The following is a 13,214-nucleotide window of genomic DNA, read 5'->3' on the forward strand; positions in this document are numbered from 1 at the left end:
AATCTATCCCATAAATAAAGTAAAAAGACAAATAGATTGCCACGTCGTTCCTTCTCGCAATGACAAAAGTAGATAGAGTCATTGCGAGCCTGCGAAGCAATCTCTTATCAATCAATTGAAAGATTGCCGCGTCGTTCCTTCTCGCAATGACATTCATAGGAGCGTCATTACGAGCGATAGCGAAGTAATCTCCGATAAAATAGTCATATGATAAAATCAGTTATCAAACAATATTCTGTTTATATTATGACTAATCGAAACAATACTGTTCTTTATACTGGGGTAACCAATGATCTCGAACGCAGAATATGGGAACATAAATTTGAAAATGGGTCTAAATTCACATCATTGTATAAGTGCCATAAATTAGTTTACTATGAGGATTATGCTTCAGTTAAAGAAGCTATAGCCAGAGAGAAACAAATAAAAGCAGGACCCAGATCAAAAAAACTGGAACTCATTAATTTAGAGAATCCTAATTGGTCTGACTTGAGTAAGGACTGGTTTTAGTTATGAATTTACATGAAGTCACTGCGCATATTGACATCTCTGATAAATCACACAAATGAGATTGCCGCGTCGTTCCTTTCCGAAAAATCGGAACAGGCTCTCGCAATGACATTGATAGGAGCGTCATTACGAGCGATAGCGAAGTAATCTATCTTATATAAAGTAAAAAGACAAACAGGAATAGATTGCCACGTCGTTCCTTTCCGAAAAATCGGAACAGGCTCTTGCAATGACAAAAGTAGATAGAGTCATTGCGAGCCTGCGAAGCAATCTCTTATCAATCAATTGAAAGATTGCCACGTCGTTCCTCCTCGCAATGACATTGATAGGAGCGTCATTACGAGCCATAGCGAAGCAATCTATCTTATATAAAGTTAAAAGACAAGCAGAAATAGATTGCCACGTCGTTCCTTTCCGAAAAATCGGAACAGGCTCTCGCAATGACAAAAGTAGAGAGAGTCGTTGCGAGCCTGCGAAGCAATCTCTTATCAATCAATTGAAAGATTGCCACGTCGTTCCTCCTCGCAATGACATTCATAGGAGCGTCATTACGAGCCATAGCGAAGTAATCTATCTTATATAAAGTAAAAAGACAAATAGAAATAGATTGCCACGTCGTTCCTTCCCGCAATGACATTCATAGGAGCGTCATTACGAGCCATAGCGAAGTAATCTATCCATAAATAAAGTAAAACAGAAATAGATTGCCGCGTCGTTCCTTTCCGAAAAATCGGAACAGGCTCTCGCAATCACATCAAAACGTATATGCAAAACAAAGTACAACTCAAAAAAGATTTTGATACCAAAGAGTTCGATATTGGAGCTTCCCTTATCAAGCAACTTTTATGGTATTTTACCAGCGCTCTATTTTTCCGTTCCGGAATAATACCTTTCAGTTCGGTACTGGTATTTATCCTCAGATGCTTCGGTGCCAAAATAGGTAAAGACGTACGTATAAAACCCTTTATACACATTAAATACCCCTGGAAGTTAGAAATGGGTAATCACTCCTGGCTGGCAGAATGCTATATAGAGAATCTGGATTGGGTGCGGATTGGTGAAAACTGCTGTATTTCTCAAGGGGCTATGCTACTAACGGGTAACCACAATTATAAATCTACAAAGTTCGATCTTGCTATATCTCCAATAACCTTAGAAGGTGGCGTATGGATTGGTGCTAAAGCTACCGTTTGCCCGGGAGTTATCTGCCACTCCCATGCTGTATTGAGTGTTGGAAGCGTGGCTACAAAAAATATGGATGCTTATAGCATTTATCAGGGCAATCCAGCTGTAAAAGTTAGAGAGAGAGTGATAGGTTAATGTAAAGTACGTAGTTTATTTTCCCTCATCCGCCTTTCAGGCACCTTCTCCAAGAGGGGAGAAGGATAAACGAAATTCAATCTCTGAGACCTAACTACTAAACAATACAGTCTAACTATTTATCGCTTTCCAAAGCAGATCTTTCAGTTCTGTTAGTCCTTTCTGTGCGACTGAAGAGATAAAAACATAAGGCAAATCAGGTAAGTCCTTTTTCATTTCCGCTTCAAGCTCCTCATCCAGCATATCTGATTTGGTAATAGCCAGTATTTTTGGCTTATGCAGTAACTCTTCGTTATATGCAGACAGCTCTGCCAACAAGATTTCGTATTCCTCTTTAATGGTTCGTCCAGTATCTGCAGGCACCATAAATAGCAATACCGAGTTACGTTCGATATGTCTTAAAAAACGAAAGCCTAACCCCTTGCCTTGCGACGCTCCTTCGATAATTCCAGGGATATCTGCCACAATGAAAGATTTCCCTCCGCGATAAGAAACGATTCCCAGGTTAGGAACAATGGTTGTAAAAGGATAATCACCAATCTCAGGTTTTGCTGCAGTTATAACAGATAATAAGGTAGATTTACCCGCATTAGGGAATCCAACCAAACCTACATCCGCCAATACCTTTAATTCCAATACTTTCCATTCTTCCAGACCTTTTTCGCCGGGTTGGGCAAATCTTGGTGTCTGATTGGTAGGAGATTTAAAATGCCAGTTACCTAATCCTCCACGGCCACCTTTTACGAGGATCTTCTCTTCCCCATCTTTAGTAATCTCGAAAAGCACTTCTCCGGTTTCTGCATCTTTTGCTACAGTTCCCAGTGGAACTTCTAATATTTCATCATTACCGTCACGTCCGGTCTTCAAGGCACTGCCTCCCGACATTCCGTGTTCGGCTATTACATGTTTGCGATATTTAAGGTGTAATAATGTCCATAATTGTGCATTACCACGAACAATAACATGTCCCCCTCTTCCACCATCTCCACCATCCGGACCTCCTTTAGCTGTACGAACATCTCTGTGAAGATGAGCTGATCCAGCTCCTCCGTTACCAGAACGACCACAAATCTTTACATAATCTACGAAATTCGACCCTTGTGACATGACATTAACCTTATAAACAGAAATTGCAGTTACTTGATTCAAAAGTACTGCAATTCCTTACTATTTTAAATTTCCCTACTAATACGAATCTACCACATTAACAATATTTTGGAAAATCTGTTCGATCTGTCCAATACCGTTGATACCTGTGAATTTGTTTTGCTCTTTGTAGTAATTAGCTACGGGAGCAGTTTTGTTATTATACTCTTCTACCCTTTTTTTAATAATTTCAGGGTTTTGATCATCCGGACGACCGGATTCTTTTCCTCTTAACAATAAACGTTTTTCCAACTCTTCATTGTCTACTTCCAATGCAATCATTCCGGAAATAGATGAACCTTTAGAAATCAATAGCTGATCTAAAGCAGCGGCCTGCGCCACTGTACGAGGGAAACCATCAAAAATAAATCCTTTTGCGTCTTTATTAGCATCCAATTTATTGCTAATCATACCAATCACCACTTCATCAGGTACCAGTAATCCCTGATCCATCAGTTTCTTTGCCTCTAAGCCAAGCGCTGTTCCGTTACTTATCTCAGCTCTTAAAATATCTCCTGTAGAAAGGTGAATTAAAGCATATTTGTCGATTAATTTCTGAGATTGGGTGCCCTTACCTGCCCCTGGAGGGCCAAATAGTACTAAGTTTAGCATAGTTTTTTGGTTTGAAATTAAAAAGCCTCTCTGCCCGGGGCAAAAAGGCTTTTGATTAAATCAGTGGACCTGAAGGGAGTCGAACCCCTAACCTCCTGATCCGTAGTCAGGTGCTCTATCCAGTTAAGCTACAGATCCAATTTCAAAAGACATCTTACAATCCAAGACATCTATCATTTCCCGCGATTGGGAATGCAAAGATAGACAATAGGACGATTAGTGCAAATTTTATTTTAAAAATTTAGCTATCGGATGTTTGCGAACCGCTTCTATCGTTCGAATGCCGTTATAACCCAGGCTTACTCTACTCCTTCCCTCGACATTTCGGAAGCCTCAATGTGACCAATCTATAAAGATATCAAAAAGACAATTCAACCTTGCTACTCCCACTTTACTAGCACTTTACTCCCAGTATACTCCCACCTTAGTTCCACTTTGAAGTATTGCACTGGTTTCAAGATAATAGTAGCGAGCAGTAACTAGCCAGACTTGAAGATTAGCAAAAAAAGATCCTTAATTAAATTCAGTATGATGAAATCCTTTATTCGCCCTTTGGGTACCTTCTCTTCCTTCAAAGGAATCGCTTCGGGACAAAGGAACTCCTTCGGAGCAGGTAGAAGGACATAATAGCACTGCAAATCACAATCAATACCCTTGATAGAACGAAAATGGCGTATATAAGATTTGGAAGCGTAATCAAATAAATCTTTGTGCACTAACTAATAGAATAGCATAACCAAGCAATTCAATGTGTTGTAGAAAGCATTGCTAATGCACTAACATTTGCGCATATCCGGATTGCGCATGTTAAAGACTATTTAGATGAAGCTACAAAGCTTATGGGCCACGGCTCTTTGGTTCTTTCCAGCTGAAGGGAAAGAACTAGGCCAGTCTGGATATGAGGACGGAAGCGTGTGCAGGGGGATTAATACTTAGATCCTATAAAGAAAAAAGGCTTCGAGTGCCTCAGCCTGACAAAATTTGGCGAACTCCTTTAGGATGTTCGTTGCTCGATAGACAATGAAAGACAGACGATAAACAAAAAAACACTAAACCTCCGCACACATGTCGAGAACCTTAATGTGACTCCTATATTTTCTGACCTATTCTCTTTGCATCACATTTCGAGGGCACTTAATGTGACACTTGTTTTGTCAGGCTGGCTTGTATTATCCATTCTAAAAATCACTATATTTGTATAAATCAAATCATTAGAGATTATGGAAACTTTAATAGTTCGCCCAGAAAACAAAGAGCAATTGGAGGCTATCAAAGCATTCTTAAAAGCTCTTAAGATTAACTTTGAAAAAAAAGAATATACAGAAAATTATGACCCGGAATTTGTAAAGACAATAAAAGTTGCTGAAGAGCGGGCTGATTATAAAACTATAGATCCGCATAATCTATGGGAAAGTTTGAAGTAAAAGTAGAAGCTTTAGCTCTGGCTCAACTAAAAAAACATTATAAGTCAGGAAATAAATCCAATATCAGAAAAATAGAAAAAATTTTCAAAGAACTTTCTGAACATCCATATAAAGGGACCGGAAACCCAGAACAATTAAAACATGAACTTTCTGGTTTTTGGTCGCGAAGGATCAATCAAAAAGACCGATTATGATACAAAATTGAAGAAGAAACTGTAATGGTTTTTGTTATCTCTGCAATGGGTCACTACAGTCAGAAATAGATAAATATTGTTCAGATAAGGCGGAATCAAAACTCTTACCCTTTAAGAAGATATTTCGAGTCCGCCTAATACGAATAATTAATCTTTAATTATTTTTTATCCGTCTTACCAGAAGAAGAGCCTGGTTTTGCAATAGCACCTCTCATTTCGGTATCTGCCTGGATATTTTGCATTTTATAATAATCCATAATACCCAGATTTCCGTTTCTAAAGGCTTCGGCCATAGCCAAAGGAACCTGTGCCTCTGCCTCAATAACTTTCGCTCTTGCATCCTGTGCTTTTGCCCGCATTTCCTGCTCAAACGCCACAGCAATAGCTCTTCGCTCCTCGGCTTTGGCATTTGCAACTTTAAGATCAGCTTCCGCCTGATCTGTTTGCAATTTAGCTCCGATATTTTCGCCAATATCTATATCAGCAATATCGATAGACAAAATTTCGAATGCAGTACCAGAATCCAATCCTTTAGACAATACTACCTTCGAAATGCTATCGGGATTTTCCAAAACTTCTTTATGGCTTGTAGACGATCCGATTGTACTCACAATCCCCTCGCCTACCCTGGCAAGAATAGTTTCTTCTCCGGCACCACCCACCAATTGGTTGATATTTGCCCTAACTGTAACCCTTGCTTTTGCAATGAGTTGAATACCGTCTTTAGCAACGGCTGCAACCGGAGGAGTATTGATTACCCTTGGATTTACAGAAAGCTGTACGGCTTCGAAAACATCACGCCCCGCCAGATCAATTGCTGTCGCCAATTTGAAATCCAGAGGAATATTCGCTTTATCAGCAGAAATAAGCGCCTTGATTACATTATTTACATGTCCACCTGCCAAATAATGGGTTTCGATCTCATTGGAGGTGATATTTAGTCCGGCTTTTGTAGAGGTAATCATAGCATTTACAACTAATGAAGGCGGAACTCTCCTCAACCTCATTAATACCAGATTCAATAGATTAATCCTTACCCCAGACAACTGGGCCGTAAACCAAAGATTTACCGGCAGAATATACAGAAACAGTGATATCGCTACAACTGCCCCGACTATTATAAATATAATACTTACTGATGGTTCCATATTTTTATTTAATTAAAGCATCTATTGCCTGGAAGTTAGGTAAATCCGAAGCTTTCTCTAATACTTCTGCGTAGATAACCTTTTGATTTTCGTCAATTACAAATGCCGCTCTTTTTGCCACTCCTTTTAAACCTAAAACAAAATCCTCGTAAAAAGCACCATAAGCTTTTGACACTTCTTTATTGAAATCGGAAAGTAAAGGGAACTGATAATTGTTTTCTTCTTTGAATTTAGCTAATGTAAAAGGTGAATCTACAGAAACGCCTAGTACCTGTGCACCAATTCCTTCGTAGAAACCGAAATTATCTCTTAATGTACACAATTGTGTTGTACAAACTCCGGTGAACGCCAATGGGAAGAAATGTAAAACAACTTTTTTACCAGCAAAATCAGATAAACTTACTTCTTTCGCTTCTGTATTCAACAATGTGAAGGCTGGTGCCTGATCTCCTACTTTTAATGCCATGTCTTTTTAATATTAATGTTATTGTGATGTATAATAATTCCGCTTATTGTAAAACGGCCAATTGTTTCTCCATAATACGAATTCCTTCTTCGAAACTATGCGGGTTGTAGCCAAGTTCTCTGATAGATTTATCTAAAATAAAACCTGTTCTTTTGGGCCTTTTAGCTGCCTGATTTAATGTAGTTGAAGAGATTGGCTTGATCAGGGATTTATCCAGCCCGTAATAGTCCGCTACTCTTTCTACCAATTCAATAATGCTCATCAGATCTTTCCCCGAAGCATTATATACACCCTGTGCCTCTTTTTCGACAGCTAATAAACAGATATCGGCCAGGTCTTCGGCTAAAGTAGGCATTCTCCACTGATCATTTACGACATTGATAGGGTTTCCTTTTTCCAGGGCTCCCTTTGCCCAAAGAATGATATTGCTTCTGCTCATGTCATTTACGATACCATATACAATAATCGTTCTTAGAATTGCATAATGTATTCCTGACTTCTCCAACAATTGTTCTGCTGCCAATTTAGATTCTCCATAATAAGAAAGCGGATTAGGCTGCCCTTCTTCGGTATATGGTCCGTCCTCACCATCGAAAATAAAGTCTGTAGATAAATGAATCAGTTGAATGCTGTTCTCCCGGCAAATATCAATAAGGTATTCTACTGCAGTAACATTCAACAACCAGCATTCCTCACGTTGAGTTTCGCAGGTATCCACATTGGTCATCGCAGCGGTATTGATAATAGCATCAGGTTGATGTTTATTTACTATAAATGCTATGCTTTCTTTATCGATTATATCCATTTCTTCGTAGATATAACCTTCTTTAACAGGATGCCGATTCGTTCCTTTTCCCGTCGCGATAAGTTCAAATTGCTTGTTTTTCAAAACGGCGTCTGTTAATTTTTGTCCTAACAGACCATTGCTTCCTGTCACCAAGATTTTCTTCATGTTCCGAAGTTAACTTTTTGAGATGAAAGGAACAATTTTTAAACCGGGAATCCTTACGAAGCTAAAATTAAAAAGGAGGACAATCTTCACAAGATCATCCTCCTTCTAAAATAAATTCACCAGATGCAAATAGAAGTTTATTCTAAGGGAACTTAACTCCTGAATAATTTGCTACGTTGATTTTAGGTATAGTTGAGCTAAACTTGGCATTAATAGCCGCAATAAATGCATTTGCTACGATAGCATTACCAATAGGTGTTAAATGAACCCCATCTAAAGAAAAAGCATTACCAGTTATGAATGATGATGAAACATGTACACCATCGAAATCCTGACCTGTTTTAATCTTATTTAAAATTGCATAAGTATCAACAAAGGCAAGGCCTTTCGCATCAGCAACCTGTTTAATTGCCGAATTGAATGATTTTATAGCATTTTGAACAGTTATCACCTCATCTTTATCGAGTACATAATCGCTTTCCATTGGATTCAAAGGGCTAACACCATAACCTCCTACTCCTAACTTCGTTCTGTCAAAAGTCAGCACAATCAAATCTTCATCAACTGCTGCCCGTACCGCCCCCGTTCCTGTTCTGATGATTAATTTTGTTGCTCCCGCCTGTTGCAATTGTGGATTTGCTTCCAAAGCTTTATTAATAGCTGCAACTGTTACCGTATTAAAAAATGGAATTGCAGAGACATCGGGCACAGTAGCGATAGCTCCCTTTTGGTTATTTGCCGTCAGTGCAGTAACAAACTGATTCAACAATCCAGTGAATGTTGCTAAAGGAGTCAGAACCTTTGTAGGATCATTTTTTGGATTACCACCACTTGTTGCCCAATTTAAAGCATCTATATTTCCCAGCCAGAATGTAAAGAAGGTATGGCTTTTTGAAGTAGCGAACTGCTGGTAAGAGATGGTTCCGGCGTTGGCATCCGGTACTAAACGTTCGAAATACATATTCCCCCCAACAGAACTCATCACTGTCTGCCCCGAAAAAAGTACACTCATACCAGGAACACCCAGATTTTGAATTTCATTAGTATACTTGGTCAAAAGCAAAGGAGAAGAGCTTCTATAAGCAAGCTTATCTGAAACCTGGGTTAATACGGGAGAGCCATCAGCATTAAAACCTGTTAGCTTTACATATCCAGATCCATTAGCTTGTGCTTCGGTAAAGAAAGGCGATGTAAAACTTCCGCCTCCTACAGCTTTCATCTGTTCGGCGATCAAATTAGGATAAGCAACTTTCTGACCTTCCAAATAAAGCCCGCCATCAGCATAACCAGCTGTTAACGAATTTCCTACCGCAATATATTTTGAAAAATTTGCGCTACCTGCAGAAGACGCGGGTACATCTATTTCTGGCCTGCATGAAACAAAAGCGATTAACGCCAAAGCACCAAGCCAGTTTTGTATATTTTTGATTTTCATGATTTCTACTTAAAGTTTAACAATTGATTACCATCTATAAGCTAGAGAAATACCAGGAATATAAACATGAGATTTAAACTTACCTGATAACTGGGTTTCGTAATTGGTTTCATCGATTTCTTTTAGCTTTTCAAACATAAAAGAGATATCCATACCAAATTTCTGCGTAAAGTTATATCCCATACCTGCTGTCAATACCACCCTGTTCGCATCCGGAACTTCTGGAGTTACATAACCGCTTCTAACAGGAGAAACCACATAAGCAGCTCCTGCCCTAAGTGCAAATTTGTTGGTAGCCATATGCTGTGCTCCTAATCTTATCGCATATCCATCTCCGTAATCTCTGGGGGAAGAGGTGTTTGGAACCCTGGTATTATTATTATAAACAAAGTCTAAACTCTTATATACTTTCCAATCCGTCCAACTCAAATCAAACGCCAGTTGAGTTTTTGGACTCGCCTGATAGCCCAGACCGAATGCCAGAGTTCCAGGTAAAGGAAGTTCAGCATTAAATTTTGTCGGAAAAGTAGGCTGCAAAGAACTAGCTACTTTAAAATTAGCATCTCCGTCTTCTACTTTGGTTACAATTTTCGAACGGTAAGATAAACCCGCGGTTAGGCCAATATCGCTTTTCATGAATAATCCAACATTCCAGCCGTAAGCATTACCACTACCTTTCAACTGTGCACTTCCCGGTTCGCCCTGATCATTTGCAATAGGTACCCTTCTCTGCAAATCAACTATTCCATGATTGAATACAAATCCGGCACCGAAGCCTATATTATCTGTCAACTTAACGCTGATAGTTGGCTGTATATAGATTGCCTTGAGGTCAAGTGAAGTTATCGTAAATTTCCCTGACCAATCTTCACCCCAGTTATTTAATCCACCAAACGGTGTATAAACGCCTAAACCGAGTTTTACTCTACCTGATTTTGGTCCCCAAACACCATAAATCTGAATCGGAGTGGCCACTTCGTCTCTGTTATATTCTACCTGTGTTCCTCCGCGTTGCAAAAATGCCGATTTAAAAAAGACCGGACTGATACCTGCACTTATCGCATTTTTATCAATCATTGAAACTGCACCGGGATTGTAAAATACAGCGGCCTCATCTAAAGCCAAACCTACTCCTGCGCCAGCCATACCGATTTGCTTCTGGCCTTGAAGATTCACCTGAAACCCCTGTGCAAATAACGAGGCAGATGAGATACTTAATAGCGCTGCAAGAACTATCTTTTTTGTCATCATAGTGGTAATATTAGGTTATTAATCGCTTAATTTATTATGTTAACATAATAAATACTATGCTAACATAATAAAAATTATTGATAAAAGAAATAGCATTTTTGCTAAATAAATAGTGCCTCTTTTATGAATGGGTCATAATCGATAAATGCTCTTTCTCTTCTTTGAAAAAGTCTTATATATAAACTTTTGAGGGCGTTAAGAAGAGCTCTAACCAGATGTTTAAAGTTAAAATTTGCCATATATCCAAGTTAAAATAAATGATAAGCAAGATTCAAGCCATATTCTAACTTCTCTGCAAAACTTCTGATACAGATAACTTCTCTCCTTCGCCTCTCTCTTGTTTTACTTACAGTTCTCCTCTACTCTTCCGTACCATCTCCCTTGCAAAGCTTACGATTGGCTTGCATTTCTCTTACGATTTTCCTACGTTCCTCTTACGGTTCTTTTACGATTGGCTTACGTTTCTCTTACGCCGGTCTTACGCTATGAAGGAAAACTGTTAGAAAAGTGAAGGAAAATTGTAAGCAAACCGGCGGATCTGTACCAGCTTTGGTTATAACCAGTTCCGGTAAGGCGCGATAAAATCGTATAAACCACAAAAGACATTAATTCTTAAAGATACTTATAACACCGGCGGCAGCAAGTGTTTATTCCTCTACTCCCTTATCAAAATCTCCTGATACATTTGGTATACTCCTGTACAACTTTGCGGTTAATCTATCTTTATAAAAAAATATGAAATAATTATTAAAAATAGGTTTTGAATTAAAGTAATAAAATGTAATTTCGCACACTCAAAGTAGTAGCCCTAAAGGGCTTAAAAACAATTGATTTTAATAAAAATTGTCATATAACATGCCAAACATTGGAAAAATAGCACAAATCATTGGCCCAGTAGTAGACGTTAGCTTCTCTGCCGAAGGTTCTAAGCTACCTAAAATTTACGATGCGTTAGAAATCCGTAAAGAAAATGGTCAAAAAATTGTTTTAGAGGTTCAACAGCACCTTGGTGAAGACCGTGTAAGAGGTATTGCAATGGACTCTACAGATGGTTTAGTGAGAGGAATGGATGTAGTTGATACAGGTGCTCCTATCAAAATGCCTATCGGTGAGAACATCAAAGGACGTGTTTTCAACGTGGTTGGTGATGCTATTGACGGTATTGAAGAGTTAGACAAAGCTAATGGTAAGTCTATCCACAATGCACCTCCTAAATTTGAAGATCTTTCTACCGAAAACGAAATCTTGTTTACAGGTATTAAAGTTATCGACTTAATTGAGCCTTATGCAAAAGGTGGTAAAATTGGTTTATTTGGTGGTGCCGGTGTAGGTAAAACTGTATTAATCCAGGAGCTTATCAATAATATCGCTAAAGGACACGGTGGTCTTTCTGTATTTGCTGGTGTAGGTGAGCGTACTCGTGAAGGTAATGACTTATTGCGTGAGATGCTGGAGTCTGGTATTATCAAATACGGTGATGAGTTTATGCATTCTATGGAGAATGGCGGATGGGATCTTTCTAAAGTTGACAAAGAGTTAATGAAGGATTCTAAATGTACATTCGTTTTCGGTCAGATGAACGAGCCTCCAGGTGCAAGAGCGCGTGTTGCTTTATCTGGTTTAACTGTTGCGGAATATTTCCGTGATGGCGAAGATGATGGACAAGGTAAAGACGTATTATTCTTTATCGATAATATCTTCCGTTTCACTCAGGCTGGTTCAGAGGTGTCTGCACTTTTAGGCCGTATGCCTTCTGCGGTAGGTTACCAACCAACATTAGCAACAGAGATGGGTGCGATGCAAGAGCGTATCACTTCAACCAAGAGAGGTTCTATCACATCTGTACAGGCGGTATACGTTCCTGCGGATGACTTGACTGACCCTGCTCCTGCTACTACTTTCGCCCACTTAGATGCTACTACAGTACTTTCTCGTAAAATTGCTGAGTTAGGTATCTACCCTGCGGTTGATCCATTAGATTCTACTTCAAGAATCCTGACTCCTGCAGTTGTTGGCCCAGAGCATTATGCTTGTGCACAAAGAGTAAAAGAAATCTTACAACGTTATAAAGAATTACAAGATATCATCGCTATCTTAGGTATGGATGAGTTATCTGAGGAAGATAAATTAACTGTAGCCAGAGCTAGAAGGGTACAACGTTTCTTATCTCAGCCTTTCCACGTTGCTGAACAGTTTACAGGTTTAAAAGGTGTTCTTGTAGACATTAAAGATACTATCAAAGGTTTCAACATGATTATGGATGGTGAAGTGGATGAATATCCAGAAGCAGCATTCAACTTAGTTGGAAGCATTGAAGATGCGATTGAAAAAGGTAAGAAATTATTAGCTGAAGCAAACGCGTAAATAGAATCAGGTAGCTAGTATCAAGTATCGGGACGTTTGATTATCTTGAATCTTGATACTAAGTACTTTCTACTAGATACTTAAAAGATATGATTTTAGAAATATTAACTCCAGATAAAAAAGTATTTGACGGCAACATTACTTCGGTAACTGTTCCTGGGACTCAAGGTTCTTTTGAAGTTCTGAACAACCATGCTCCTATTATCTCTACTTTAGAGAAAGGAAAAGTGATTGTGAGAAATGGAAGCAATGAACAAAAGTTCTTAATTACTGGCGGAGTTATTGAAGTGATTAATAATAAGATTATTTTACTTGCCGAGAGTGCTCAGCAACAGTAATCTTTAATAATTTACAGATATTAAAGGTTGGCAAAATTTGCCAACCTTTTCTTT

Annotated in this window: 13 protein-coding genes and 1 tRNA gene; 6 read left to right on the plus strand and 8 right to left on the minus strand. The window is 38.8% G+C overall.

The annotated features are described in order from the left end of the window. The first annotated feature begins 207 nt into the window (after positions 1-207). Together PEDSA_RS11730 and PEDSA_RS11735 are read left to right on the plus strand one after the other, a co-directional pair. The gene (locus tag PEDSA_RS11730) at positions 208-510 is read left to right on the plus strand and encodes a GIY-YIG nuclease family protein (protein WP_013633369.1); all 303 of its coding nucleotides are present in this window, start codon (positions 208-210) and stop codon (positions 508-510) included. Between the two features lie 765 nt (positions 511-1,275). Beyond that, complete coding sequence (locus PEDSA_RS11735) at positions 1,276-1,830, plus strand: WcaF family extracellular polysaccharide biosynthesis acetyltransferase (protein WP_013633370.1); 555 nt, start codon at positions 1,276-1,278, stop codon at positions 1,828-1,830. 111 nt (positions 1,831-1,941) lie between these two features. Here the strand turns inward: PEDSA_RS11735 and obgE are convergent, their stop codons facing one another. From obgE to PEDSA_RS11750, 3 genes are all read right to left on the minus strand, one after another. Next, positions 1,942-2,937, minus strand: coding sequence for a GTPase ObgE (obgE, locus tag PEDSA_RS11740; RefSeq protein WP_013633371.1), 996 nt, complete (start codon positions 2,935-2,937; stop codon positions 1,942-1,944). Between the two features lie 78 nt (positions 2,938-3,015). Then, positions 3,016-3,588, minus strand: coding sequence for an adenylate kinase (locus tag PEDSA_RS11745; protein WP_013633372.1), 573 nt, complete (start codon positions 3,586-3,588; stop codon positions 3,016-3,018). A 64-nt stretch (positions 3,589-3,652) separates the two neighbouring features. Then, positions 3,653-3,726, minus strand: a tRNA-Arg gene (locus PEDSA_RS11750). 1,082 nt (positions 3,727-4,808) lie between these two features. On the opposite strand from PEDSA_RS11750, the gene PEDSA_RS11755 reads away from it, so the two are divergent. Then, positions 4,809-5,012 carry a DUF2683 family protein gene (locus tag PEDSA_RS11755; RefSeq protein WP_013633373.1) on the plus strand — a complete coding sequence of 68 codons (204 nt, stop codon included), beginning with the start codon at positions 4,809-4,811 and terminating at the stop codon, positions 5,010-5,012. Beyond that, positions 4,994-5,206 carry a Txe/YoeB family addiction module toxin gene (locus PEDSA_RS11760; protein ID WP_013633374.1) on the plus strand — a complete coding sequence of 71 codons (213 nt, stop codon included), beginning with the start codon at positions 4,994-4,996 and terminating at the stop codon, positions 5,204-5,206. Before PEDSA_RS11755 ends, PEDSA_RS11760 begins: the two co-directional genes overlap by 19 nt. A 158-nt stretch (positions 5,207-5,364) precedes the next feature. Here PEDSA_RS11760 and floA read toward each other — a convergent pair whose 3' ends face one another. The 5 genes from floA to PEDSA_RS11785 all read right to left on the minus strand — a co-directional run bounded on the left by floA (position 5,365) and on the right by PEDSA_RS11785 (position 10,458). Then, entirely contained in the window at positions 5,365-6,354 is a 990-nt protein-coding gene (gene floA, locus PEDSA_RS11765) for a flotillin-like protein FloA (protein WP_013633375.1), read from the minus strand. Between the two features lie 4 nt (positions 6,355-6,358). Next, positions 6,359-6,820, minus strand: coding sequence for a redoxin domain-containing protein (locus PEDSA_RS11770; protein ID WP_013633376.1), 462 nt, complete (start codon positions 6,818-6,820; stop codon positions 6,359-6,361). A gap of 43 nt (positions 6,821-6,863) precedes the next feature. After that, a complete protein-coding gene (locus tag PEDSA_RS11775; protein WP_013633377.1) occupies positions 6,864-7,772 on the minus strand; it encodes an SDR family oxidoreductase in 909 nt (302 codons plus the stop codon). 142 nt (positions 7,773-7,914) lie between these two features. Beyond that, entirely contained in the window at positions 7,915-9,207 is a 1,293-nt protein-coding gene (locus PEDSA_RS11780; protein ID WP_013633378.1) for an SGNH/GDSL hydrolase family protein, read from the minus strand. Between the two features lie 27 nt (positions 9,208-9,234). Further along, positions 9,235-10,458 carry an OmpP1/FadL family transporter gene (locus PEDSA_RS11785; protein ID WP_013633379.1) on the minus strand — a complete coding sequence of 408 codons (1,224 nt, stop codon included), beginning with the start codon at positions 10,456-10,458 and terminating at the stop codon, positions 9,235-9,237. A gap of 855 nt (positions 10,459-11,313) precedes the next feature. On the opposite strand from PEDSA_RS11785, the gene atpD reads away from it, so the two are divergent. Together atpD and atpC are read left to right on the plus strand one after the other, a co-directional pair. Then, a complete protein-coding gene (atpD, locus tag PEDSA_RS11790; protein ID WP_013633380.1) occupies positions 11,314-12,822 on the plus strand; it encodes a F0F1 ATP synthase subunit beta in 1,509 nt (502 codons plus the stop codon). Between the two features lie 89 nt (positions 12,823-12,911). Continuing rightward, entirely contained in the window at positions 12,912-13,160 is a 249-nt protein-coding gene (atpC, locus tag PEDSA_RS11795) for an ATP synthase F1 subunit epsilon (protein WP_013633381.1), read from the plus strand. Positions 13,161-13,214: the final 54 nt, after the last annotated feature.

This window comes from Pseudopedobacter saltans DSM 12145 (genome assembly GCF_000190735.1).
GTDB lineage: Bacteria > Bacteroidota > Bacteroidia > Sphingobacteriales > Sphingobacteriaceae > Pseudopedobacter > Pseudopedobacter saltans.